Annotated in this window: 22 protein-coding genes; 10 read left to right on the forward strand and 12 right to left on the reverse strand. The window is 75.3% G+C overall.

All coding sequences use genetic code 11. The features are described from left to right. Positions 1 to 283 precede the first annotated feature (283 nt). Together ACFQBR_RS07955 and ACFQBR_RS07960 are read right to left on the reverse strand one after the other, a co-directional pair. Positions 284 to 2182 carry a S9 family peptidase gene (locus tag ACFQBR_RS07955; protein WP_344181391.1) on the reverse strand — a complete coding sequence of 633 codons (1899 nt, stop codon included), beginning with the start codon at positions 2180 to 2182 and terminating at the stop codon, positions 284 to 286. 544 nt (positions 2183 to 2726) lie between these two features. Further along, positions 2727 to 3074, reverse strand: a complete 348-nt coding sequence (locus ACFQBR_RS07960) for an Rv3235 family protein (RefSeq protein WP_378552632.1) — start codon at positions 3072 to 3074, stop codon at positions 2727 to 2729. A 617-nt stretch (positions 3075 to 3691) separates the two neighbouring features. Between ACFQBR_RS07960 and ACFQBR_RS07965 the strand changes: the two genes are divergently transcribed. Further along, positions 3692 to 4516, forward strand: a complete 825-nt coding sequence (locus ACFQBR_RS07965) for a glycerophosphodiester phosphodiesterase (protein WP_344181387.1) — start codon at positions 3692 to 3694, stop codon at positions 4514 to 4516. Positions 4517 to 4521: 5 nt separating this feature from the next. After that, entirely contained in the window at positions 4522 to 5928 is a 1407-nt protein-coding gene (locus tag ACFQBR_RS07970) for an MFS transporter (RefSeq protein WP_344181385.1), read from the forward strand. 107 nt (positions 5929 to 6035) lie between these two features. Here ACFQBR_RS07970 and ACFQBR_RS07975 read toward each other — a convergent pair whose 3' ends face one another. Continuing rightward, positions 6036 to 6245, reverse strand: a complete 210-nt coding sequence (locus ACFQBR_RS07975) for a hypothetical protein (protein WP_344181383.1) — start codon at positions 6243 to 6245, stop codon at positions 6036 to 6038. Positions 6246 to 6753: 508 nt separating this feature from the next. On the opposite strand from ACFQBR_RS07975, the gene ACFQBR_RS07980 reads away from it, so the two are divergent. The 5 genes from ACFQBR_RS07980 to ACFQBR_RS08000 all read left to right on the forward strand — a co-directional run bounded on the left by ACFQBR_RS07980 (position 6754) and on the right by ACFQBR_RS08000 (position 12429). After that, the gene (locus tag ACFQBR_RS07980) at positions 6754 to 6978 is read left to right on the forward strand and encodes a DUF397 domain-containing protein (protein WP_267949895.1); all 225 of its coding nucleotides are present in this window, start codon (positions 6754 to 6756) and stop codon (positions 6976 to 6978) included. 2 nt (positions 6979 to 6980) lie between these two features. Continuing rightward, the gene (locus tag ACFQBR_RS07985; protein ID WP_267949894.1) at positions 6981 to 7133 is read left to right on the forward strand and encodes a hypothetical protein; all 153 of its coding nucleotides are present in this window, start codon (positions 6981 to 6983) and stop codon (positions 7131 to 7133) included. A gap of 129 nt (positions 7134 to 7262) precedes the next feature. Further along, positions 7263 to 10244, forward strand: coding sequence for a DEAD/DEAH box helicase (locus ACFQBR_RS07990; RefSeq protein WP_378552637.1), 2982 nt, complete (start codon positions 7263 to 7265; stop codon positions 10242 to 10244). After that, positions 10241 to 10981, forward strand: coding sequence for a hypothetical protein (locus ACFQBR_RS07995; RefSeq protein WP_378552639.1), 741 nt, complete (start codon positions 10241 to 10243; stop codon positions 10979 to 10981). Before ACFQBR_RS07990 ends, ACFQBR_RS07995 begins: the two co-directional genes overlap by 4 nt. A 608-nt stretch (positions 10982 to 11589) precedes the next feature. Then, a complete protein-coding gene (locus tag ACFQBR_RS08000) occupies positions 11590 to 12429 on the forward strand; it encodes an SAM-dependent methyltransferase (RefSeq protein ID WP_344181377.1) in 840 nt (279 codons plus the stop codon). A 62-nt stretch (positions 12430 to 12491) separates the two neighbouring features. Here the strand turns inward: ACFQBR_RS08000 and pcaDC are convergent, their stop codons facing one another. The 7 genes from pcaDC to ACFQBR_RS08035 all read right to left on the reverse strand — a co-directional run bounded on the left by pcaDC (position 12492) and on the right by ACFQBR_RS08035 (position 19519). Continuing rightward, positions 12492 to 13625: a bifunctional 3-oxoadipate enol-lactonase/4-carboxymuconolactone decarboxylase PcaDC gene (gene pcaDC, locus ACFQBR_RS08005; RefSeq protein ID WP_344181375.1), complete on the reverse strand. Its 1134-nt coding sequence runs from the start codon at positions 13623 to 13625 to the stop codon at positions 12492 to 12494. Continuing rightward, positions 13615 to 15192, reverse strand: a complete 1578-nt coding sequence (pcaB, locus tag ACFQBR_RS08010; protein ID WP_344181373.1) for a 3-carboxy-cis,cis-muconate cycloisomerase — start codon at positions 15190 to 15192, stop codon at positions 13615 to 13617. Before pcaB ends, pcaDC begins: the two co-directional genes overlap by 11 nt. 12 nt (positions 15193 to 15204) lie before the next feature. Further along, the gene (gene pcaG / locus ACFQBR_RS08015) at positions 15205 to 15768 is read right to left on the reverse strand and encodes a protocatechuate 3,4-dioxygenase subunit alpha (protein WP_267949888.1); all 564 of its coding nucleotides are present in this window, start codon (positions 15766 to 15768) and stop codon (positions 15205 to 15207) included. Next, positions 15765 to 16529: a protocatechuate 3,4-dioxygenase subunit beta gene (gene pcaH / locus ACFQBR_RS08020; RefSeq protein WP_344181371.1), complete on the reverse strand. Its 765-nt coding sequence runs from the start codon at positions 16527 to 16529 to the stop codon at positions 15765 to 15767. Before pcaH ends, pcaG begins: the two co-directional genes overlap by 4 nt. Before the next feature lie 108 nt (positions 16530 to 16637). Beyond that, positions 16638 to 17816 (reverse strand): thiolase family protein, encoded by a 1179-nt coding sequence (locus ACFQBR_RS08025; protein WP_344181369.1) that lies wholly within the window; start codon positions 17814 to 17816, stop codon positions 16638 to 16640. Between the two features lie 102 nt (positions 17817 to 17918). Further along, on the reverse strand, positions 17919 to 18674 hold the full coding sequence (locus ACFQBR_RS08030) for a CoA-transferase subunit beta (RefSeq protein WP_344181368.1): 756 nt from the start codon (positions 18672 to 18674) through the stop codon (positions 17919 to 17921). Further along, complete coding sequence (locus ACFQBR_RS08035) at positions 18671 to 19519, reverse strand: CoA transferase subunit A (RefSeq protein ID WP_344181367.1); 849 nt, start codon at positions 19517 to 19519, stop codon at positions 18671 to 18673. The genes ACFQBR_RS08030 and ACFQBR_RS08035 overlap by 4 nt, the downstream gene beginning before the upstream one ends. Positions 19520 to 19696: 177 nt before the next feature. On the opposite strand from ACFQBR_RS08035, the gene ACFQBR_RS08040 reads away from it, so the two are divergent. Beyond that, on the forward strand, positions 19697 to 20500 hold the full coding sequence (locus tag ACFQBR_RS08040) for an IclR family transcriptional regulator domain-containing protein (RefSeq protein ID WP_267949883.1): 804 nt from the start codon (positions 19697 to 19699) through the stop codon (positions 20498 to 20500). A gap of 152 nt (positions 20501 to 20652) precedes the next feature. Here ACFQBR_RS08040 and ACFQBR_RS08045 read toward each other — a convergent pair whose 3' ends face one another. After that, positions 20653 to 21189, reverse strand: a complete 537-nt coding sequence (locus ACFQBR_RS08045) for a CGNR zinc finger domain-containing protein (RefSeq protein ID WP_267949882.1) — start codon at positions 21187 to 21189, stop codon at positions 20653 to 20655. A gap of 26 nt (positions 21190 to 21215) precedes the next feature. On the opposite strand from ACFQBR_RS08045, the gene ACFQBR_RS08050 reads away from it, so the two are divergent. Together ACFQBR_RS08050 and ACFQBR_RS08055 are read left to right on the forward strand one after the other, a co-directional pair. Further along, positions 21216 to 21386 (forward strand): hypothetical protein, encoded by a 171-nt coding sequence (locus tag ACFQBR_RS08050; RefSeq protein WP_267949881.1) that lies wholly within the window; start codon positions 21216 to 21218, stop codon positions 21384 to 21386. Between the two features lie 334 nt (positions 21387 to 21720). After that, positions 21721 to 22602, forward strand: coding sequence for an aldo/keto reductase (locus ACFQBR_RS08055; protein ID WP_344181366.1), 882 nt, complete (start codon positions 21721 to 21723; stop codon positions 22600 to 22602). Between the two features lie 80 nt (positions 22603 to 22682). On the opposite strand, the gene ACFQBR_RS08060 is transcribed toward ACFQBR_RS08055, so the two are convergent. Continuing rightward, positions 22683 to 23204, reverse strand: coding sequence for a GNAT family N-acetyltransferase (locus ACFQBR_RS08060; RefSeq protein WP_267949879.1), 522 nt, complete (start codon positions 23202 to 23204; stop codon positions 22683 to 22685). Positions 23205 to 23415 lie beyond the last annotated feature (211 nt).

Raw genomic sequence — 23415 nt, forward strand, 5'->3', positions numbered from 1 at the left:
GGACGCCGTCACCCTGATGGTGACCAAGCGGTGCGTTCCGACCTGAGGGAACACTAATTCACGACAAGGGCGAAACGCGACCCTTTCGTTACCTCGCCTTGGGCAACCCCCTGACCTGCGAAGCCGCGCCGACCGAGCGGAAATCCCGACAGCTCCCGCGAAGCGGGCACACAGCATCCCCGCTCCGAACACACCAAAACCAGGTCAACCACCCCCGAAAAAGAGACGTGTATCACGAGAACCGGGGGAAGGGGCGGGGTCCTCCCCCCGCCCCCGACGAACATCACAGGTGGCGCTGCCACCAGTCCAGGACCGCCTCGAAACGCGCGACCCGGTGGCTGGGCAGCCCCGACCTCGACAACTCGTGCCCCTCACCCGGGAACAACAGCATCTCCGCCTCGTGCCCGCGCAGCTTGAGCGCCACGAACAGGCGCTGCGCCTGCTCCACCGGACACCGCCAGTCCTCCTCGGAGTGGATGATCAGGAACGGCACCCCGATCCGGTCGGCATAGGTGAGCGGACTCTCCTTCGCCCACACCTCCGGCGGACCGTACAGCGGCCGCGGGAAGAACGAACCGATGTCGGAGGAGCCGTGGAAGCTCTCGATCGCGTTCACCGCCCGCTCGCTGATCGCCGCACGGAAGCGCCCGCCGTGGTGCGCCGCGATCCACGTCGTCATGAAGCCGCCGTGCGAACCGCCCATGACGCCCACCCGCGAGGAGTCCAGCCGCCCGTCCTCCAGGGCCGCGTCCAGGAACGCCATCACATCGGCCGCGCTCACCTCGCCCACCGCGCCGATGATCGCCCGGCCGTGCTCGTCCCCGTACCCCGAGGACCCGCGCGGGTTGCACATCACCACCGCGTACCCCGCCGCCGCGTACACCTGGGTCTCGTCGAACAGCTGGTGGCCGTAGGGCGCGAACGGGCCACCGTGGATCATCAGCACCACCGGGTGCGGCCCCTCGCCCTCGGGAAGGGTGACCCACCCGTGCACCGGGTACCCGTCGGGCGCATGCGCCGTCAGCTCGGCCATCGGGAGCGGGGCCGGCCCCCGGGCGAACCCCGTGAGCCGCCTGACACCGTCCCCGGACACCACCACCAGCTCACCGCTGGAACGCCCGTCGGCCACCACCGCGACCGTCACACCGCCCGCGCTGTCGAACGACTGGACCTGGACCTTGTCGCCCACCAGCACCCGCGGCACACCGCCCCCGAAGGGCACCAGCACCAGATCGACCGCGCCCCGGTTCTCGGCCAGGCCCAACACCCCGTCCGCCACCACCAGCAGGGGACCCGTCATCCGCGGCCCCTCCCCCGGCGTCAGGCGCGTCGGCACCGCCGAGGCGTCCGCCGGGACCGACCACACCCCGGTCGTGCGCCCCACGAAGTCGCCCAGGTCCGGGCCGATCTCGTCACCGCTGAAGAACACCGTCGAACCGTCCCCGGAGAACCGGCCGCCCCAGGCGTCCAGGTCCCCCGCGGTCACCCGGCGGGGCCGCGCCCCCTCCTCCGGCGCGCACGCCCACACGTCCTGCACCAGGTCGGTGTCGCGCGTCTCGTGCCGCGAGGCGGCGAACAGCAGCTCGGAGCCGTCGGGCCGCCACGCCACGTCGGCGTGCTCGAAATCGCCCCCGGTCACCCGGACCGGCTCCCCCGCCTCACCCGAGGCGTCCACCGGCGCGGACACGAACACGTGCGAGCGGCGGTCGTTGGTGAACCCCAGGCCGTCCAACCGGTACTTGACCTGCGTGATGCGCCGGGGCGGCTCCTTGCCCGGCTCCACGCCCACGTACCGGCCCGGCTCGGGGACCCTGGCGGTGTAGGCGAGGCGGCTGGAGTCCGGACTCCAGCGCGGCGCCCCGGCCCCCAGGGGGTGCGACGTGATCTTCCAGGGCTCGCCGCCGTCGGCGGGCAGCACGTGGATCTGGGCGCGCTCGTCCTCGTCGGGCCGCAGGAAGGCGATCCAGCGCCCGTCGGGGGAGAACACCGGGCCACTGTCCCTGGAGCCCCGGGTGAGGCGGACGGGCGGGGCCGACCCGTCCGTGGGGACCGACCACAGGGAACCGAGGTAGGCGTCCTCCTCCAGGTCCGGTCGGGTCACGGCGAAGACCGCACGCCGCCCGTCCGGCGACAGGGTCGGAGCGCTGAGACTGTGCAGGTGGACGATGTCAGCAGGTTTCATACACGGATGGCCGTCCCGGCGCGGGGGCGCCGCGACCGCCCCCTCCTTATCCCTTTGCGGGGCGCCGTCGTCCGGAGCCTCCGCGTACCAGGTACGGCGCGACCACCTCGGGGCACGACCGCTCGAACACGGGATGCGCTCCGGTCAGGAGACCACCCCAGGGGGACCCTATCCACGCCCGTAGCCGGAAATCCAGGCACTTTCCCGGCTCACCCGCGACAACCGCCGCCGACGGCCCCGCGTCCGGGCCCCGGGCCCGGACGCACCGCCCGGCCTACCCCCCGCCCCGGAAGAACCCCGCCAGGGCGCGGGCCACCAGCTCCGGACGCCCCCCGTTGTCCGCCGCCAGGTGGCCCACCCCCCGCAGCTCCACCCGGCAAGCCCGGGGAAGCACGCGCTCCAGCGCGTCCAGGGCCTCCCCGCCCGGCCCTGTGAGGACCGCCTCGGCCGCGGGCGTCAGCGGAAGGCGCGCTCTCCCGGCCGGGAGAGCAGCGGGCGCGGCACGAGGGCGGTCCCGCCCCCGCCGGGCCCGCACCCCGCCCCCTCACGGCGAAGGAACCACCGGCACCCCGCTCCGGCTCCGCACCGCGCTGTCGGTCTCCAACCGCACACACACCCACCGCCCCTCCACCCGCCGCGCCCTGAACGCGAACACCCGCGACCGCCGGGCACAGCCGATCACCGCACTCGCCTCCACCTCGGGAGCACCCGACCCGCCCGCGTCCGCCCTCTGGTGGAACACCCTCCCCAACCGGGGCGCCAACCCGCACGGGATCGCCCCCCGCAGCCGGCGCAGCTCCTCACGGACCGGAACCGCCAACTGGTCCCGCAGCACCTCCGGCGCACGGCGGCCCACCAGCACCTCCGCCAACCGCTGGGCCAGCAGGTACACCTCACCCGGCGTCCGGTGGCCCGCGAGCAGCGGACCGGCCGCGCACCGGCCCGCCGCCGCCCCGGCGAGCGGGGCCCGGGCCGGTGTCCGCGCCGGACGCGGACGCCCGCCCGGCACCCGGGCACCGGACGAGGGCTGGTGCGGCGCCGGCCGCCGACCCGCCGCCGCGGACCGGCGGTGCGGCCCCGGGGAGTGACGGGCGGCCGGAACCCCCGCATCCCGCGCAACCCCCGACCCGGCGGAGGAACCGGACACGGGCGCCACCGGCGCGCCCTCCCCGGGACGGCCGTCCGGCGCCGGACGGCCCGGCCCCCCGCGACCCGGGAGGGACTCCGGAACCCGGGCCCCGTCGCAGGCCGGCCCACCGGCCCGGCCCCGACGGGCGAAGGGGCCGCGGTGGACCGCAGGGCCGGGACGGCACGCGGGCAACGGGCAGCGGTGACGTGGAGGGGTGGTCGACATGAACGGGTCCCTTCGACGAGGATGACGTCCGCCTACACCCCTCCACAGAGCACGCCGCACACCGCCCGTCCCACCGGGCATTCCAGGTTTTCCGGATTTTCGGGCACCCCACGGCGACGGGCGCACCGCACTGCACAACCGGCATACTGCAAGGCGTGACTCACGCGTACCTCTCCTCCCCCGTACCCGTGGCCCTCGCCCACCGGGGCGGATGGCTCACCGACGACCAGGGCGTGCGCAGCACCGAGCTGGAGAACACGGCGGCGGCCTTCCAACACGCCGTCGACCTCGGATACACGTACCTGGAGACGGACGTCCACGCCACCGCCGACGGCGTCCTCATGGCCTTCCACGACCCGACCCTGGACCGCGCCACCGACAGGACCGGCGCCATCGGCGACCTGCCCTTCGGCGAGGTCGCCCGCGCACGCGTGGGCGGACGCGAACCCGTACCGCTCATGGAGGACCTCCTCGGCTCCTGGCCCGACGCGCGGTTCAACATCGACCTCAAGGCCGACGCCGCCGTCCTCCCCCTCATCCGGGTCCTGCGCCGCACCCGCGCCTGGGACCGGGTGTGCGTGGGCTCCTTCGACCAAAGACGCCTGGACCTGGCCCGGCGCCTCTTCGACCACCCCGTCGCCACCTCCTGCGGACCCGCCGACGTGGTCCGCCTGCGCATCGCCTCCCTCTCCCCCCTGTTGCGCCCCCTGGCCGGCCGCACCCCCGTGTGCGCCCAGATCCCCCTGTGGCACGGCGGCTTCCCCGTGCTCAGCCGCGACCTCATCCACACCGCCCACCGCCTGGGCATGCAGGTGCACGTGTGGACCGTCAACGACCCCCGGGTGATGGAACGCCTGCTCGACGCGGGCGTGGACGGCATCGTCACCGACAACACCACCGCGCTGCGGCGGATCCTCCTCCGCCGGGGCCAGTGGACCGACCGCCCCACCGGCCCCGGCACAACCCTCCAGAACGGATGACCCCCATGGGCGACCCCACGGAGGCGGCGGCGGACAACGCCCCCTCCAGCGACCCGGTCCAGCGCAGGCGCGAACAGCGCGGCTGGTACCTCTACGACTGGGCCAACTCGGTGTTCATCACCTCGGTGGTCACCGTCCTCATCGGCCCCTACCTGAGCAACCTGGCCTGCGTGTCGGCCGGCGCCCCCGACGCCGCGTCCTGCCTGGACCCGTCGCTGACCGTCGCCCCGCTCGGGACCGAGCTCCTCACCCTCCACCCCAACGCGCTCTACCCCGCGCTGACCACGGTCGCGATCCTGCTCCAGATCGTCTGCCTGCCCGTCCTGGGGGCGATGGTCGACCAGTCCCGCCACAAGAAGCGGTGGCTGTTCTGGCTGGCCCTCACCGGGTCGCTGTCCACCCTCGGGCTGTACTTCGCCGACGACGGCTACATGCTGGCCTCGCTCCTGTTCGTGCTGGCGAACCTGCTGTACGGCCTCTCGATCGTGGTGTACAACGCGTTCCTGCCCGAGATCTCCACCTCCGACGAGCGCGACCGGGTGTCGGTGACCGGCTGGGGCATCGGCTACCTGGGGGGCGCGCTCCTGCTGGCCGCCCACCTGGGCCTCGTGGTCGGCGCGGACTCCCTGGGGATCGGCGCGGACGACGCGGCGCGCATCGCGTTCGCCTCCTGCGGCATCTGGTGGGCGGGCTTCACCGTCCTGGCGGTCAAACCGCTGCGCGACAGGTTCGGCGCGATGGCGGCGCGCGGACGCGGCCGCCCCCGGGTGGGACGGTCGGTGCGCGAGTTCGGGCACACGCTCAAGGACATGCGCAGGTACCCGAACACCATCCTGTTCCTGCTGGCCTTCATTTTCTTCAACGACGGCGTGCAGGCGGCGATCCGCTACGCGGCGCCGTTCGCGACACAGGACCTCGGGCTGCAGCAGGACATCCTCATCGTCACGATCCTGGTCATCCAGTTCGTGGCGTTCGGCGGCGCGTTCCTGACCGGGTGGATCTCCCGTTTCCTGGGGACGAAGAACACCGTGCTGGCCTCGCTGGTGGTCTGGGGCGCCCTCGTGGCGGCCGCGTACTTCCTGCCGGTGGGGAACGTGCCCCTGTTCATCGCCATGGGTGTGGGCATCGGCCTGGTGCTGGGCGGGACGCAGTCCCTGGCGAGGTCGATGTACTCCCAGCTCATCCCGAAGGGCAAGGAGGCGGAGTACTTCAGCCTCTTCCAGATCTCGGACCGGGGGTCCACGTTCCTGGGGTCGCTGACCGTGACGATCGCGGTGTCCCTGACCGGCGGCTACCGGGTGGCGATCCTGTCGCTCATCGCGTTCTTCCTCCTCGGAGGGGTGCTGCTGTGGCGGACGCGCATGCGCGAGGGGATCGTCGCGGTGGGCAACCAGGTCCCGAAGAACCTCTGATCCCCGATGACGGGCCCCGGTCTTCGGCCGGGGCCCGTCCGCGCTGTGGCGAACAGCCACCTTTACGACGTAGATTCATCCTGTCGCCCCGACCCCGGCGCGGGGCGTCAGGGGGAGAGGGTCATGAGAGCGGTGGAGCCGTCCACGGCGACCAGGGTGATGGTGAAGCCGTTCATGACGAAGGTGGGGGGCCGGCCGCCGTCCGGCGGCGGGAGGTGCCCCGAGAGCTCGATCCCGGGGCCGAAACCGCTCATGCCCAACCCCTCCCCGTCGACCGCGTCGACCACGAACCGGTCCACCCCGTGGGTTCCGTCCATCGCGAACTCGTCGCCCGCCTCCACCAGGACCTCGCACTCGGCGTCGGCGCAGGCCTCCAGATCGGTGCCGTCGGCCGCCTCCGGCAGGTCCGGGCCCGCGGGCCCGCGGGCCCGGCGGAGGGCTCGGCGGCGTCCGCCGAGGGGGTCGCGCCGGCCCCGGCGGGATCCTGGCCGGACGGTTCGGCGGAGCAGCCGGCGAGCAGGGCCGCCGCGGCCAACGCGGCGGTGAGGGCGGGGAGGGGGTGCGGAAGGGGGCTGGTCATGGTGCCTCGTCCGTGGTCCGGTCGTGCGGGGAGGTGGAGGACCGGGCGACACAGGCCCCGTCACCGAGGGTCCCGGCCCGGTCACGGGTCACCCTACTCCCCGGCCCCGCGCCCGTGGGGGGCCGCGCGGCGAACGCCGGGCCACACCTCGGCGGCGGCGCACGAACCCCCGGAGCCGCAGGACTCGTGTGACCCTGGCCACAACCGGACAGCGCCATCGTGCCGGAAGCGGGTAGACCACGTGGATGAGCGACCTCGCATTCTTCAAGTCCAGCCACTCCCTCGAACGGGGGGAATGTGTGGAGGTGGCCTTCCGCACGACCCCGCGGCACCCCGGGGACGGTGCCCGCGCGACGGCCGCGGGCCCTCCCGTCGGCGCCGCCCTCCGCGACTCCGGGCACCCCGGCCGGGGGCGCCTGGACGTCCCGCGCCGGGAGTGGGCGGTCTTCCTCGGCACGGCGAGGCTGTGACCGTGGGGAGCACAGCCGTGTACCTGGTGGTCCTCGCCATGCTCGTCGCACTGGTCGTGTCCCTGGCGAGCCCCTCCCCGCGGTCGGGGGAGGACGCGGCGGGACCGCACGGATCCGGCGGCGACGGCGGCGGGGCGGGCGACGGAGGCGGCTGACGCGCCGGGGCCCCGAGGGAGCGTCCGCGCCCGTGCCGCCCCCGGCCCGCTCCGCGTCCCCCGTGCCCGGGCTGTCGGCGGTCACGGGGATACTGGGCCCACGGGCAACGGGGGAACGCGGGAGGTGCTGTGCGGGTCGTGCACGGCGTGTGGGTCGGGGACGCGCTGGCGGTCTGGGCGGAGGCGGACGCCCCGTCCCGGGAGGGCCGCGGGGGAACGGGGGCCGGGTCACCGCGCCCGCACCCGTTCGCCGCGGGAACCGCCGAGCTGCGCACCCTTCCCGGCACCGGGTCGGCCTCACCGCTGGTCCTCGGGCTCACCCTCCCCGGCGACACCTCCGCCCCCTCCCCCTCCACGGCGGCCGACGGGGAGCCTGCGGCCTTCCACCCCTGGCGGGTGCCCGCGCTCCGCCTGCCGCCCGCCGGGGCCGAGGCCTTCCTGGCCGCCGCTCCCCCGGTACCGGCCGGCCCCTCCCTCCGCCACCTGGCGGCCGTCCGGGAGTTCGCCGAACAGCTCGTCACCACGGGCTGCGTCCTTCCCGACCTGGTCGGGAACCCGCCCCGGGCGCGGTGGCGCCCCGCGCCCGTGGACTGGGCGGAGGAGCACCTGGCCGCCCTCACGGCCGCCCTCCCGCCCTCCGCCCGCGCCCACATGCCCGGCGAGTCACCGGACCGCGCCGCCCGCTCCTGCGTGCTCGCCCCCCTCGAACTCCTCACGGACGCCGTCGCCCGGCGGCTGGCCGCCCGGCCCCGCCGCGCCACCGGGCCGGACGACGGCACGGCCACCCCCGGGCAGCGCCTCGCCGCCGCCCTCACCGGAACGCGGGACGCCGTGGACGCCGGGACCGCCGACCGCCTGCGCGGCCCCCTCCGGGACTGGCGCTCCCGGCTGCGCGGCGCGGGACGCGCCACCCTCCTCCTCGTCCTGCGCGAACCCGGGCGGGGCGGCCCCTGGACGGTCGAGTTCTGGGTCCGCTCGGTCTCCGACCCCGGGTTGCGCCTGCCCCTGGAGCAGGTCTGGCTGGGCGAGGGCGCCGCCTGGCTCCCCGCCGACGTGGGCGCCACCGCCCTCGCCGACCTCGACCGCGCCGCCCGCCACTACCCCCGGCTGCGGCGCGCGCTGCGCGACCTGGCCCCCGCCCGCCTGATGCTCACCACCGAGGACGCGCAGGAGTTCGTGTCCTCGGCCGCGCCCCGCCTGACGGCCGCGGGGTTCGCGGTGGTGCTGCCCGAGTGGAGCGGCCACCGGGGGATCGGCCTGCGCGTGAAGGTGGAGGAGACCGGGCCCGCGCGGCGCCGCGGCGGGGGCGGGGTGGGCCCCTCCGACCTGGTCTCCGTGTCCTTCGAGGCGCTCCTGCGCGGAACGGGGGCGGACGGGGGCGACGCCGAGCCCCTGACCGGGGAGGAGCTGGCCGAGCTCGCGGAGCTGGCCCGTCTCAAGCGCTCCCTGGTGCGCGTGCGGGGCCGGTGGATGGAGATGGACCCCGAGCGGGTCTCCGCCGCACTGGACCTGGTCACCCGCCGCGGCGGCCACCGCATGCGCACCGACGAGGCGCTGCGCACGGCCCTCGGCGTGGCGGGGACCGCACCCCTCCCCGTGGGCGACGTGGTCGCGGACGGACCCCTGGGCGCCCTGCTGGACGGCGGGGCCGAGGCGGAACCCCGCCCCATGGGCACCCCGGCCGGCTTCCGGGCCTCGCTGCGCCCCTACCAGGACCGGGGCGCGGCCTGGCTGCGCTTCCTGGGCGAGCTCGGCCTGGGCGCGGTCCTGGCCGACGACATGGGCCTGGGCAAGACCGTGCAGCTGCTGGCCCTGCTCGCCGACGAACGCCTCCGCGACCCCGCGCCCGGCCCCACCCTGCTGGTGTGCCCGGTGTCGCTGGTGGGCAACTGGAGGCGGGAGGCGGAGAGGTTCGCGCCCGACCTGCGGGTGCACGTCCACCACGGCCCCGACCGGCCGTCCGGCAACGCGCTCGCCCGCCTGGTGGGCGGCTGCGACCTGGTGGTGACCACCTACGGCGTGGTCACCCGGGACGCGCAGGAGCTCTCCGGCATGCCCTGGCACCGGATCGTGTGCGACGAGGCCCAGGCGCTCAAGAACCACGGGACCCGCCAGGCCGCGGCGGTGCGCTCGCTGCCCGCGGCCACGCGTGTGGCGCTCACCGGCACGCCGGTGGAGAACAACCTCGGCGAGCTGTGGTCGGTCATGGACTTCGCCAACCCCGGCCTGCTGGGGTCGGCCGCCGCGTTCGAGCGGGCCGTCACCGGCGAGGACGGGCCCGACACAGGCCTGGTGCGCCGGATGACCGGACCGTTCGTGCTGCGCCGCCTCAAGACCGACCGGTCGATCATCGCCGACCTGCCCGAGAAGATGGAGATGCGCACCTGGTGCACGCTCACCCCGGAGCAGGCCTCGCTGTACAAGGCCGTGGTCGACGAGATGGCCGAGCGGATGGCGGAGGCCACGGAGAAGGAGCGCAGGGGCCTGGTCCTGGCGACCATGTCGCGGCTCAAGCAGATCTGCAACCACCCGGCCCAGTTCCTCGGGGACGGTTCGGCCCTGGCGGGCCGCTCCGGCAAGCTCGACCGCCTGGAGTCGATCCTGGGCGAGGCGGCGGCCGAGGGCGACAAGGCGCTCTGCTTCACCCAGTACGCGCGGTTCGGCGACCGGTTGGAGCCCTACCTGCGCTCGCGCCTGGGGGTGCCGGTCCTGTGGCTGCACGGCGGCACACCGCGCGCCGAGCGGGAGGAGATGACCCGGCGCTTCCAGTCCATGGAGGGGCCCGCGGTGTTCCTGCTCTCGCTCAAGGCGGCCGGGACGGGGCTGAACCTCACGGCGGCCAACCACGTGGTGCACCTGGACCGCTGGTGGAACCCCGCCGTCGAGAACCAGGCCACCGACCGGGCGTTCCGCATCGGGCAGCGCCGGGACGTGCAGGTGCGCAAGATGGTGTGCGTGGGAACGGTCGAGGAGCGGGTGGACGAGATGATCGAGCGCAAGAGCGCGCTCGCGGACAGCGCGGTCGCGACCGGTGAGCAGTGGCTGGCGTCCCTGTCGGTGGAGGACCTGCGCGAGGTGGTCCGGCTGTCCCCGGAGGCGGTGGCCGGATGAGCGCCTGGTCGGAGCTGTTGTCGGAGTCGCTGGGGGTGCCGGCCGGGGCCGCCTCGGCGGTGGAGCGGTTGTCGGTGCGTCCCGGGGAGGTCGCGGGGCGGGTGCGCGCCGGGGGCGGCCGCGGGAGCGTGCACGAGGTGAGCCTGATCCGCCCGGTGCCGCCCGAGCCGGAGCGGGAGCGCGTGTGCGCCGCACTGGCCTCCCAGCCGGTGTTCCGGGCCAGGATCCTGGCGGAGGAGCTGCCCGTGGCGGCGGACCGCGTGTTCGCCCTGCTGGGGTGGGACCTGGTCCCCCGGAGCTGGGACGCGCTGGTGGCGACGTGCTCGTGCGAGGCGTGGGAGTCCAGGTGCGCCCACCTGGACGCGGTCGCGGCGGCCCTGGGCGCGGAGGCCGACCGGGACCCGTTCGCGCTGACCCGGTGGCTGGGGCTCGACCGCCGCGCCCTGGTGGCCCGGGTCAGGACGCTCTCCCCCGCCGCCGCGCAGGGGCCTCCGGCGCCGGAGGAGGCCGTGTCCGGCGGCGGCGCGGAAGCGCCGCAGGACGTCCGCGGCGGGGCCGTGCGGCCCTCGCGCCCCGCCCCGCCGGACGCCGCGGCGACCTCGGCCGCCGTGTTCTGGTCGGCGCCCGCGATCCCGGCCCCGCCGGCCCCGCCGGGCGGCACGGGTGAGCGCGTCAGGGCCTCCGCCCCGGGGCTCGTGGCGGACGAGCTGCCCGGCTTGGGCCGTCCCGGGGCATGAGGCGCGGCGGGCCGGTGCGCTCTTTCCTCTTTCTACGGAAAACGCCGGTGTGCTCGGACGAACGCGGCTACGATTCGCCTGAAGATCGCTGCACGGCCCTTCCGCCGCAGGGCGGCCCCTCGCGCCGAGGGGTCCGGGGCCGTGCGCAGACCGGCGATCGGCGCGCACGCGCGCGGGCAGAGCGAGGGAGGTGACCGATGGCGGCCCTGGTCCGCTCCGGGCCCACGTTCGGTCCCGGACCGCTCTCCCGGCTCCGGTCCCCGCTCGCCTCCGCATCCCGGGACTCCCGCGCGCCCTCCGCACCGCGGGACCGGACCACCGCCTCCGCACCCCGGAGCGGCCCCGTCCCGCACGACGGCCGGAGCGGCGACACCCCGGAAGCCTTCCGGCGGCATCCCCTCGCCGCACCCGGTCCGGCGCACCCCTCCCGGAGCACCGGCGGCTCCCCACACGGAGCCCCGCGCTCCACGACGGCGTCCCCGCCCCGGGGACCCGCCACCGCTGTGTCGGTCCGCACCGGCGGGCCGACGGGTACGCGAACACGACGAAGAAGGAGGCAGGGGCTCCCTCGGCCCGGTCCGCGGACCGGGTACAGCCCCAGACATCTGATGGCCGATCGCTTCCCCCCCGACATCGACATGGAAACCCCCAGCATCGCGCGTATGTACGACTACCTGCTGGGCGGCAAGGACAACTTCGAGGCGGACCGGAAGGCCTGCGAAGTGCTCGCCGCGGGCACGCCCGAACTCGTCTCCTTCGCGAACGACAACCGCGCCTACCTCTCCAGGGCCGTCGAGTACGTGGCGGCCCAGGGCGTGGAGCAGTTCCTCGACCTGGGAGCGGGGCTCCCCACCGCCAACAACACCCACCACGCGGCGCAGCGCGCCAACCCCCGGGCCCGGGTGGTCTACGTCGACCACGACCCGATCGTGCTCGCGCACGGCCGGGCGCTGATCAACGACAGCGCGGAGACGGCCTTCCTGCTCGCGGACATCAGGGAGACGGACCGGGTCCTCGGCGCTCCCGAGACCCGGCGGCTGATCGACACCGACCTGCCGGTGTGCGTGATGCTGGTGTCCCTGCTGCACTGCCTGCCGGACCACGACGACCCGTTCGGCATGGTGCACAGGCTGACGGAGCGGCTGGCCCCGGGGTCCTGCGTCATCTTCTCCCACATCGTCTCCGACGACCCCGCCTCGGGCGCGTGGATGACCGACCAGATCCTCTCCTTCGGCACGCCGTGGGGACGCGTGCGCAGCCCGGAGGAGGCCTCGGCGGTCTTCCGGGGCCTCGAACTGGCCAGCCCGTGGACCGACGGGCGCGAGGACGGCGGGCCCCGGGCCGTGGACTGCGCCTCCTGGCGCCACCCCGACGTGCCCCCCCGGTTCCGTCCCGAGGACCCCGGGGTGAAGCTGTGGGAGCTGTCGGGGGTGGCGTTCAAGCGCTGACCCCGGCCGCTCCTTCCCGCGGCGCGGTCGGCGGGGACCGCGCCCGCGCCGCGGGAGGGCGCTCAGGAGTCCTCGGCCAGGACCTCCTGGGCGATGGCGAAGGCCCTGTTCGCGGCGGGCACGCCGCAGTAGACGGCCGCCTGGAGGAACACCTCGCCGATCTCGTCGGGGGTCAGCCCGTTGCGCAGCGCGGCTCGGACGTGCATGGCGACCTCCTCCCAGTGGCCGTGGGCGACGAGGGCGGTCAGCACCATGCAGCTGCGGGTGCGGCGGTCCAGCCCGGGGCGGGTCCAGACCTCGCCCCACGCGTAGCGGGTGATCAGGTCCTGGAACGGCTCGGTGAAGCCGGTCGTGCGCGCGCCGGCCCGGTCGACGTGGGCGTCGCCCAGCACGCTCCGGCGCACCCGCATACCGGCCGCGTGGCGGTCGGCGGACGCGAAGTGCTGGGTGAGGAGTGTGTTCACCTTGGCGGCCTGCTGCCAGGACAGCAGGTGCGCGGCGTCGTCCAGCACCGTCAGGCGGGCGTGCGGGACGCGCTCGGCGATGAGTTCGGCGTTGCCCGCGGGCGGGGTGGAGGGGTCGTCGGCGCCCGCGACGACCAGCGTCGGGGCGGTGATGCGGTGGAGCTCCTCGCGCAGGTCGTAGGTCTCGATCGCACCGCAGCAGCCCGCGTACCCCTCGGCGGGGGTGGCGGCGATCTGCTCGCGCAGCCCGGCGGCGTCGCGGGGGTGGGCGCCGAGGAAGCCGGGGGTGAACCAGCGCTCCACCACGGAGTCGGCCACGGCGCCGGTGCCCTCGGCGCGCACCAGGGCGGCCCGCTCGCGCCAGTTCCGGGCCGGTCCCATGTAGGGGGAGGTGGCGAGCAGGGCGAGGCGGTCGATCCGCTCGGGTCGGTGGACCGCCAGCCACTGCCCGACCATGCCGCCGATGGACAGTCCGGCGTAGTGGGCGCTGCCGATGCCCAGCCGGTCCATGAGGGCCACGACGTCCCCGCCCAGGTCCGCCATCGTGTACGGGCCGTCGGGGACCGGTGAGCGGCCGTGGCCGCGGTGGTCGAAGCGGATCACCCGGAAGACCGTGGACAGTGCCTCGACCTGCGGCTCCCACATGTCCACGGTGGCGCCGAGGGACCCCCCGAGCAGCAGCGGCGGCGCGTCGGCCGGTCCGCTCTCGACGTGGTGCAGGTCAACGCTCATGGGTGCGCCCTCCGTTGTTCTCACGATCCGTGTCCTCGGGCCCCGGCCGCGGGTCGTGGCCGGGTGCCTCCGCGGGCCCGTGCGCCCGTGGTGTGCCGCCGGGGGCCGGCGCCGCGTGCGCCTCGGGCCCACCCGTCCCCGTACCCGCACCGGGGGCCCGGGAGACACACGGGCCCCCTGGGACCCCGCCCCCGTCCGGCTCCGGGCCGGGCCCCGGGGCCGTGGCGGCTCCCCGGCCCGTCCGCCCCCCGGTGACCCGGTCGGTGAACACCGCCGCCGCCCCCAGGTAGCCGGAGGGGTCGAGGAGTTCGAGGACGCGCTCCCGGGTGCGGACCCCGGCGAGGCGGGCGGTGAGGACGTCGGCCAGGTCCCTGCCGGAGGCCGCCGACTCGCGGCAGGCGTCGGCGACGAGGTGGTGGGCCTCCGTCCGGCCGAGTTCGGGGGCCAGGTCGGTGGTGACCCGTTCGGAGAGCGCCAGACCCCCCGTGAGGCCGAGGTTGGCGCGCATCCGCCCGGGGACGACCCTCAGCCTGGAGGCGCTGGTCCGCAGCCAGGCCACGGCCCCGCCGGTACGGCGGAACAGGTCGGTGAGGGGCAGCCATTCCGCGTGCCAGCCGCCCGCGGCGCGCTGGTGCTCCTGGATCTGGGCGGCGAGGAGGTTGGCGACGAGTCCCGGGGCCTGGCGGGCGCAGGCCAGGGCGCTGACGGCGGCGACGGGGTTGCGCTTGTGCGGAAGGGTGGAGGACCCTCCGACGCCGGGGCCCCCGTCCTCGACCAGTTCGCCCACCTCGGTCTGGGCGAGCAGGACGACGTCCTGGGCCGCGGTGCCCGCGGCGCCGCAGATCCGGCCCAGGGCCGAGGCGAGTTCGGCGATCCGCCCCCGCTCGGTGTGCCAGGGCAGGACGGGGTCGGCCAGGTCCAGGCGCGCGGCCAGGGCCGCGGTGACCCCGGGGCCGTCCTCGCCCAGGGAGGCCAGGGTGCCGACGGCGCCGCCGAGCTGGACGGCCAGGCGGCCGGTGAGCACGCGGTCGAGCTGGTCGGCGGCCTCGGCCAGACCGTTGGCCCATCCGGCGGCGACCGCCCCGAAGGTCGTGGGCAGGGCCTGCTGGAGCAGGGTGCGCCCGGCCATGGGCGTGTCGCGGTGCGCGGCGGCGAGGTCGCGCAGCTCGTCGGCGAGTCCGCGCAGGTCGGCCAGGAGCGCTCCGCCCGCGCGCCGGGCGACCAGCATGGCGGCGGTGTCCAGGACGTCCTGGCTGGTGGCGCCCCGGTGCACGTGGCGGGCCGCGTCGGGGTCCAGGGCGCGGACGCGGCCGGTGAGCTCCTCGACCAGGGGGATGACGGGGTTGCCGCCGCCCGCGGCGGCGCGCCCCAAAGCGGCCGGGTCGTAGCGGTCGGCGGCGCAGGCGGCGGCGATGCTCTCCGCCCGGTCCCTTGCGAGGCGCCCGGTGTCGGCGAGGGCGTGCGCGAGGGCCGCCTCCACGTCGAGGAGCGCCTGGAGCCAGGCGGTGTCGCCGGTGGCCCCGGCCACGGGACCGCGGTCGAGGACACCGTCGAACAGGCCGGTCATGGGGGTTCCTCGCTAGACGTCGAAGAAGACGGTCTCGCCGTCCCCCTGGATGCGGATGTCGAAACGGTAGCCGTCCGGCGCCGCCCCCGCGACGAGGGTGGCGCGCGCGTCGGGGTCGCCGATGCTGTTCAGCACCGGGTCGGCGGCGTTGGCGGCCTCCTCCTCGGGAAAGTACAGGCGGGTGACGACCCTGTGCAGCATGCCGCGCGCGAACAGGGACACGTCGATGTGGGGGGCCTGGTCCCCGTGGGGGCCCGGCACGGTCCCGGGTTTGAGGGTGAGGATGCCGTAGCCGCCGTCGGCGCCGGTGGGACAGCGCCCGAAGGCGCGGAAGCCGGGGTGGGACCGTGCCCCGCGCGGGTCGTCCGGGTGGTCGAACCGGCCCTGGGGGTCGGCCTGCCAGGTCTCCACGAGGGCGTCGGTGACGGGCTCTCCGGCCCCGTCGTAGACGGTGCCGCGGATCCACACCGCGCCCGGGGCGCCCTCGGCGACGGCGTAGGGGCCGTCGGGCCAGGGCAGGCCGATGTGGAGGTAGGGGCCGACCGTCTGGGCGGGGGTGGTGGGGTGGGTGCTCACTCGTCGTCCTCCAGGATCTCCTCGTCGGACTCGAACGGGGTCTGCTCGCGGCCGCGCAGCACGATGTCCCAGCGGTAGGCCAGGGCCCACTCCGGCCGGGTGGCGTCGTGGTCGTACCGGGCGAGCATGCGCTCGCGGGCCCGGGGGTCGGGTACGGAGTTCCACATCGGGTCCTGGAAGAACAGCGGGTCGTCGGGGAAGTACATCTGGGTGACGAGGCGCTGCGTGAAGGCCCGGCCGAAGAGGGAGAAGTGGATGTGGGCGGGCCGCCACGCGTTGCGGTGGTTGCGCCACGGGTAGGCGCCGGGCCGGACGGTGACGAACCGGTAGCGGCCCTCGGCGTCGGTCATGGCGCGGCCGACCCCGGTGAAGTGGGGGTCCAGGGGTGCGGGCCAGTTGTCGCCGGTGTGGCGGTAGCGGCCCGCGGCGTTGGCCTGCCAGACCTCCACCAGGGTGTGGGGCACGGCCGCTCCGCCGCTGTCGCGCACCTGCCCGTGCACGATGATGCGCTGTCCCTGGGGCTCCCCGTCGTGCCCGCGGGTCAGGTCGTGGTCGTGCTCGCCGACGCGGTCCTCGCCCAGGACGGGCGCGGTGATCTCGGTGAGCGTGTGCGGGAGCAGGGTGAGCGGGCGCCGGGGGTGGCGCAGCGCGGTGCTCCGGTACCCGGGGTGGTCCAGCGGGGGGTGGGTGTCGTGGTCCCGGACGTAGCCGGGGACGTACAGCCCGGACGGCGCGGACGCCGCGTCGGGTGCGGTGGGCATGGGGGTCGTCCCTTCGTTCGTGCGGCTCCGGCTCCCTGCGGTCCGCGGTGGGCGGTGCGGCCCCGGCGGGCGGGGGCGCCCCCCCCCCGGGACCTGTGGTGGGGTGGCCTACTCGGCGTGCAGGACGACGGCGAGGCCCTGGCCGACGCCGATGCACAGCGCCGCCAGCCCCCAGCCCCCGCCGCGCCTGCGCAGCTCGTGGGCGAGTGAGCCGAGGACACGGGCGCCGGAGGCGCCCAGCGGGTGCCCGATGGCGATGGCGCCGCCGTTGGGGTTGACGATGTCGGGGTCCAGGCCCCGCCAGCTGCGGACGCAGGCCAGGGCCTGGGCGGCGAAGGCCTCGTTGAGCTCGACGGCGGCCAGGTCCCCCCAGCCGATCCCCGCGCGTTCGAGTGCGGTCTCGGCCGCGCGGACCGGGCCGATGCCGAACACGTCGGGGTCGACCCCGGCGGCGCCGCGCCCGGCGATGCGGGCGAGGGGCTCCAGGCCGGCGGCGTCGGCGGCGGCGCGGTCGCCGAGCAGCAGTGCGGCGGCTCCGTCGTTGAGGGGGGAGGCGTTCCCGGCGGTGATGGTGCCCTCGGCGCGGAAGGCGGGCCGGAGTCCGGCGAGCTTGTCGGGGGAGCCCTCGCGGATGCACTCGTCCCGGTCCAGGTGCGCGTCCCCGACCTGGACGATCTCGCCGTCGAAGGCCCCGTCCGCCCAGGCGCGGGCCGCCTTGGCGTGGCTGGCGAGGGCGAAGGCGTCCTGGTCCGCCCTGGTGACGCCGTGCTGCTCGGCCAGTCCCTCGGTGGCCTCCCCGAGGGAGACGGTCCACCTCCCGGGCATGCGCGGGTTGACCATGCGCCAGCCCAGGGTGGTGGAGTGCAGGGTGGCGTCGCCGGCGGGGTGGCCCTCGGCGGGCTTGGGCAGGACCCAGGGGGCGCGGCTCATGGACTCCACTCCCCCGGCCACGACGAGGGAGGCGTCCCCGGTCTGGATGGCGCGGGAGGCCTGGACGGCGGCCTCCATGCCGGAACCGCAGAGGCGGTTGACGGTGACCCCGGGGACGGAGGTGGGCAGTCCGGCCAGGAGGGACGCCATGCGGGCGACGTTGCGGTTCTCCTCGCCGGCGCCGTTGGCGTTGCCGAGGACGACCTCGTCGACGTCGGCGGGGTCGAGGCCGGGCGCGCGTCGCACGAGCGAGCCGACGACGTGGGCGGCCAGGTCGTCGGGGCGTACGCCGGAGAGCGCGCCGCCGTACCTGCCGAAGGGTGTGCGGACGGCGTCGAGCACGTAGACGTCGGTCACCGCGGGCCTCCTGGGGGTGGTGCGGCCGGGTCGGGCCCGGCCGCGGGCGAGATGGAACCTAACACTGTTAGGTAACTGTAGGGCGGCGCCTCCGCCGCCCCCTCAGGCGGCCCCCGTCAAGGAGCGCAGCACCGAGAGCTCTGCGTCGGTGGGCTCGGGGGTGACCTCCAGCCCCTCGGCCACCGCGAGGTCCCATCCGGTCGCCGCCCGGACCTCGTCCGCCCCCACGCCCGGATGCACGCCGGTCAGGACGAGCTCGCGCGTGCGGGGGTCGGGTTCGAGGACGCCGAGGTCGGTGATCACCCGCACCGGGCCGGCGCCGCGCAGGCCGAGCCGCTCGCGGTCGCCGGGACCGGAGCCGTGGCCGACCGAGGTGACGAAGTCGACCCGCTCCACGAAGGCCCGCCGGCTGTGCCGCATGACCACGACCACCTCGCGGCAGGACGCGGCGATCTCGGGCGCCCCGCCCGCCCCCGGCAGGCGCACCCGCGGGTCGGCGTAGTCGCCGATGACGGTCGTGTTGATGTTGGCGTACCGGTCGAGCTGGGCGGCGCCGAGGAAGCCGACGTCGATCCTCCCGGCCTGGAGCCAGTAGTTGAAGACCTCCGGGACCGGGACCACCGTGTCGGCGGCGTCGGCGAGGCTCCCGTCGCCGATGGACAGCGGCAGGCGGTCGGGGACCGTGCCCAGCGTCCCGGACTCGTAGATCATCCACAGGCCGGGGGCGTGGGTGCGGCGGGCCAGGTTGGCGGCGGTGCTGGGCAGGCCGATCCCGACGAAGCACGACATGCCGTCGCGCAGCGAGCGGGACGCGGTGACGGTCATGATCTCGTCGGAGGTCCAGGCCACGGTGGTCACAGGCCCCTCCCGGCGGGCTCGGGGGCGGCCGGGCCGGCGGGGGGCGGCGCGGTCGCGGTGAGTTCGGCGAGCCAGGCGGTGAAGGCCTCGCGGTCGCGGCCGATCGCGTCCCAGGCGCGGTAGGCCTCGTTGTCGCGCTCGTAGTAGCCGTGGGCGTAGGAGGGCGCGGCTCCGCCCGCGGCGACGCTGACCCGGTCGAGGACCCGCGCGGGCAGGACGACCTGGCCCGGGACGGGGTCGAGGGCGTCGACGACCTCCTCCACGGTGACCAGGACCCGTTCGGCCGCCAGGGCGGCCTCCTTCTGGACGCCGGTGATGCCCCACAGCTGCACGTTGCCGTCGCGGTCGGCGCGCTGGGCGTGCACGACCGTGACGTCGGGGTTGATCGCGGGGACGGCGGCGAGCTCCTGCCCGCTGAAGGGGCAGGTGATGGTCCTGATGTTGGGGTTGTTCCCGATCAGGTCGGTGCCGGCGTAGCCGCGCAGGATGGCGAAGGGCAGACCGGAGGCCCCCGCGACGTAGCGGTTGGCCATGCCGGCGTGGCTGTGCTCCTCGATCTCCAGCGGGACGGGCCAGCCGTGGGTGACGGCGTCGCGGAAGCGGTGCAGCGAGCCCACGCCGGGGTTTCCGCCCCAGGAGAAGACGAGCTTGCGCGCGCATCCGGCGCCGATGAGCTGGTCGTAGACGATGTCCGGGGTCATGCGGACCAGGGTCAGGTCGCGCAGGCCCTGGCGGATGATCTCGTGCCCCGCCGCCACGGGGATGAGATGGGTGAACCCCTCCAGGGCGACGGTGTCGCCGTCGTGGACGAGTTCGCGTACCGCCTCGTCCAGGGGCACGATCATGGAGAACCTCCCGTTCGTATAGCGAATGGATGTTCTCACAGCGAACACCTTGGGTACGAAGGTAGCGCCGATCCCCGACAGGGTCAAGATGCCGACACGGACGGCCACACCTGTTCGGTATGAGAACATTTCTGGGGACGCCCGTCCCCAGGCCCACACCCGAACCAGGAAGACCACATGCCCGACGAAGAAGAACCGGCCCGCGGCGCCCACTTCGTGCAGTCCCTGGAACGCGGCCTGACGGTCGTCCGCGCCTTCTCCGCGGAGCGGCCGTCGATGACCCTCAGCGAGGTCGCGCGGGAGACCGACCTGACCCGCGCCGCCGCCCGCCGCTTCCTGCTGACCCTGGCCGACCTGGGGTACGTGCGCACCGACGGGCGCCTGTTCTCCCTCACCCCCCGCGTGCTCGACCTCGGCTACGCCTACGTGGCCTCGGCCGGCCTGCCGGACGTGTCCCAGCCCCACCTGGAGGACCTCTCGGCCCGGGTGCACGAGTCCGCCTCCGTGTCGGTGCTGGAGGGCGACGACGTGCTGTACGTGGCGCGCGTGGCGACCTCCCGAATCATGGCGGTCGCCATCACCGTGGGCACGCGGTTCCCCGCTTCGGCCACCTCGATGGGGCGGGTGCTGCTGGCCGGGCGCGACGAGCGCGACCTGGAGGCCTACCTGGGCCGCGTGGAGCTCCGGCCCCTGACCCGGTTCACCATCACCGACCCGGACGAGCTGCGCGCCGAGCTGCGGCGGGTGCGCGAGCAGGGGTACTCGATCGTGGACCAGGAGCTCGAGGAGGGGCTGCGCTCACTGGCCGCCCCCGTCCGCGACGCGGAGGGGCGGGTGATCGCGGCCGCGAACGTGTCGGCGCACGCCAACCGCTCCTCGATCGAGGACGTGCGCCGCGACCTGCTGCCCGCCCTGCTGGAGACGGCCTCGCGCATCGAGTCCGACCTCGCCTCCGTGTCGCGCCGCGGCTCCGGCCGCTGAGGCCGTGCCGCGCGGCCTTCCCCGGAGCGGAGGCGGGCGGCGCGGCACGGGAGGCGGGAGACGGGCGGCGCGGCGGGATGACGCCCGACCGGCGGACCCCGGCCCCCGGGCCCCTGCCGCGTCCGGAGCGGCCGCACCGAGCCCCCGCCGCCCTACAGCGCGCCTTCGCGGTCGTCGGCGCGGGCCCGGTGGCGGCGCACGGCGTCCCTGTTGCCGCAGGCGGGCGAGCAGTACCGCTGGCGCCCGTTGCGGGAGAAGTCGGCGTAGACGCGTGCGCAGCCACGGGCCGCGCACCGGCCGAGGCGGTCCATGCCCCGACCGGTCAGGTGCAGGGCGGTGCCGACCGAGACCAGCGCCGCCACCTGGCGGTGGGCGGGCAGCACGTCGGGCCGGTAGTGCAGGTGCCATCCGGTGCCGGCGTGGTCGGTCAGGCGCGGGGCGGAGGAGTACTCCGCGAGCAGGGCGTTCAGACGCGCGGCGCGGGTCGGGCGGTCGGAGCTGTCGACCACCCCCTCCCACAGGCCCAGGAACTCCCGGACGGCCTCGACGTCGTCCTCGCCGACCGCCCGCGCGAGGACGAACCCCACCTCGGCGCAGCGCCGCTCCAGATCCTCCGCGCCCGTCGGCGGGCGGTTGACCAGGTCCACCGCGAGCGACAGCGGCCCCTGGCCGTAAGGGTTGAGATGCATAATGCCATTACATCAGACTGGGGGCCATGGGTACACGGCACGAACACCTCTGGTCCACCGAGTCCGACCACCCCACCAGCGAGGGCGTCGTCAGCTATCAGCGCTGCGTCTGCGGTGAACGGCGGGTGACGCTGCTCCCGGCCGTCCGCATCGTCCAGGCGCGGGCGGTCCCCTCCGGGGGCCGGTCCGACCGCTGACGGCTCCTCCGGGCCCCGGCGACCCGAGCGGGACCGGGGGACCGGGGCCGCGGGGATCCCCTGTCCGGGGCGCCGACCTCGCCCCTCGTGTTCCGCCGCCGCACCGGATGCGGGGAGCGCAGCCCGGTCGGGGACGGCCGCTTCGCGTCCGGCCCCCTCCGGCGCCCTGGGGACTCCCCCCGGCACCGTGGCGCCTTGCGGCGCCCCCCTCCGGCTGAGATCCTGCCCGCGACACCGCCGGGAGCGCGCGTCCGGGCACACCGCGACCGCGCCACGGCAGAGGCCTTCGGGCCAGGACGCGACCGCGGCCCCAGCGCCGCCCGGAAGGGACACCGTGACCGACGTGCACGCCACACCAGACATCGCAGAGCGGTCGGGGACCTTCGCCCTCGGCGGAGACCTCCCCGTCCACCGGCTGGGCTTCGGTGCGATGCGGATCGTCGGCGAGGGGGTGTGGGGGCCGCCCCGCGACCGCGACGAGGCGCTGGCCGTCCTGCGGCGCGCGGTCGAACTCGGCATCACCTTCATCGACACGGCCGACTCCTACGGCCCCCAGATCAGCGAGCAGCTGATCCGGGACGCCCTGCGCCCCTACCCCGACGACCTGGTCATCGGCACCAAGGCGGGGTTCGCGCGCACCGGTCCCGGCCGGTGGCACGTGCTGGGGCGGCCCGAGTACCTCAAGCAGCAGGTGGAGCTGAGCCTGCGCAGCCTGGGCCTGGAGCGGATCGACCTGCTCCAGCTCCACCGGATCGACCCCGGGGTGCCGCTCGCCGACCAGCTCGGTGCGCTGGTCGAACTGCGCGAGGAGGGCAAGATCCGGCACATCGGCCTGAGCGAGGTGACGGTCGACGAACTGTCGGCCGCCCGCGCGATCACCCCGGTGGCGTCGGTGCAGAACCAGTACGCGCCGTCCTTCCGACAGTCGGAGGACGTCCTGGAGCAGTGCGAGAAGGACGGGACCGCGTTCCTGCCGTGGGCCCCGGTGGGGCGCGGTGAGCTGGCCGGCCCGGAGTCGCCCCTGGCGGCGGTCGCCGCCGAGCACGGTGTCACACCGGTCCAGCTGTCCCTGGCGTGGCTGCTGCACCGCTCGCCGGTGATGCTGCCGATCCCGGGCACGTCGCGGGTGGCGCACCTGGAGGAGAACACGGCGGCCGCGGCGGTGCGCCTGTCGGAGGAGGAGACCGAGCGGATCGACCAGCTCCTGGGCGCCTGAGCCCGCTCGCCGGACGGCGTGGGAGGCCGCGCGCGTGCGGCCCGCCGGCAGACCCGGCCGGCCGCACGCGACCCCCTCCGTCAGCCGGGACGCAGGCGGAAGACCTGGAGGCGCATGTCGTAGTACTTCTCGGTCTCGCCCACCCACTCCATGCCCAGGCGGCGGGCGACGGCGATGGCCCGTTCGTTGCGCGGACGCGCGACGGCGAACACCTCCTCGATCCCCTGCTCGAACGCCCAGGCGATGACGGCCCGGCTCGCCTCCGTGGCGTAGCCGCGGCCCCACACGTCCGGGCGCAGCGCCCAGCTCAGCTCGAAGTCCTCCTCGAAGGGCGGGAGCAGCTTGAGCGACAGTCCACCCACCAGCTGCCCGTCCTGTCGCCGGACGATCGCCCAGCGGCCCGCGGGCGGGATGAGGTTGGGTCCGGCCTCGATCCAGGCGTGCAGGACCGAGCGCATCGCGTCGGTCTCGTTCACCGGATGCCACTCCGGCGTCAGCCAGTGCGCGACCTCGTCGGCCCCGTAGATCTTCAGGGCGTCCTCGGCGTCGCCCAGCTCCCACTCCCGGATGAGGAGTCGGTCGGTTGGCAGCTCAAGGCTCATACCACAACCGTAACCCGGGACCAACGACCACGACAGGGGGGCGGGGGAAGAGTCTGCATCCCCTGCGCCGGCGCGCCTGCGGGGCGAACCGCCGACCCCTCGGGGTGGTACCGGGACCCGATCGTCACGACCCCTTTACACGGAGTTCACCGTTGCCTATCGTGGTGCGCCACGACTGGGAGCGCTCCCAACTACCCCTGTCCCCCGCTCG

The organism is Nocardiopsis tropica (assembly GCF_042660575.1).
Taxonomy (GTDB): Bacteria; Actinomycetota; Actinomycetes; order Streptosporangiales; family Streptosporangiaceae; genus Nocardiopsis; species Nocardiopsis tropica.

Bases quoted from the DNA above. Each gene is read 5' to 3' on its own strand.
- ACFQBR_RS08045 (WP_267949882.1), bottom strand. From the start codon at position 21,189: ATGCATCTCAACCCTTACGGCCAGGGGCCGCTGTCGCTCGCGGTGGAC.
- ACFQBR_RS08060 (WP_267949879.1), bottom strand. From the start codon at position 23,204: ATGAGCCTTGAGCTGCCAACCGACCGACTCCTCATCCGGGAGTGGGAG.
- ACFQBR_RS07995 (WP_378552639.1), top strand. From the start codon at position 10,241: ATGAGCGCCTGGTCGGAGCTGTTGTCGGAGTCGCTGGGGGTGCCGGCC.
- pcaDC (WP_344181375.1), bottom strand. From the start codon at position 13,625: ATGAGCGTTGACCTGCACCACGTCGAGAGCGGACCGGCCGACGCGCCG.
- pcaH (WP_344181371.1), bottom strand. From the start codon at position 16,529: ATGCCCACCGCACCCGACGCGGCGTCCGCGCCGTCCGGGCTGTACGTC.
- ACFQBR_RS08000 (WP_344181377.1), top strand. From the start codon at position 11,590: ATGGCCGATCGCTTCCCCCCCGACATCGACATGGAAACCCCCAGCATC.
- ACFQBR_RS08035 (WP_344181367.1), bottom strand. From the start codon at position 19,519: ATGATCGTGCCCCTGGACGAGGCGGTACGCGAACTCGTCCACGACGGC.
- ACFQBR_RS08050 (WP_267949881.1), top strand. From the start codon at position 21,216: ATGGGTACACGGCACGAACACCTCTGGTCCACCGAGTCCGACCACCCC.
- ACFQBR_RS07955 (WP_344181391.1), bottom strand. From the start codon at position 2,182: ATGAAACCTGCTGACATCGTCCACCTGCACAGTCTCAGCGCTCCGACC.
- ACFQBR_RS07970 (WP_344181385.1), top strand. From the start codon at position 4,522: ATGGGCGACCCCACGGAGGCGGCGGCGGACAACGCCCCCTCCAGCGAC.
- pcaB (WP_344181373.1), bottom strand. From the start codon at position 15,192: ATGACCGGCCTGTTCGACGGTGTCCTCGACCGCGGTCCCGTGGCCGGG.
- ACFQBR_RS07980 (WP_267949895.1), top strand. From the start codon at position 6,754: ATGAGCGACCTCGCATTCTTCAAGTCCAGCCACTCCCTCGAACGGGGG.
- ACFQBR_RS08040 (WP_267949883.1), top strand. From the start codon at position 19,697: ATGCCCGACGAAGAAGAACCGGCCCGCGGCGCCCACTTCGTGCAGTCC.
- ACFQBR_RS07975 (WP_344181383.1), bottom strand. From the start codon at position 6,245: ATGGACGGAACCCACGGGGTGGACCGGTTCGTGGTCGACGCGGTCGAC.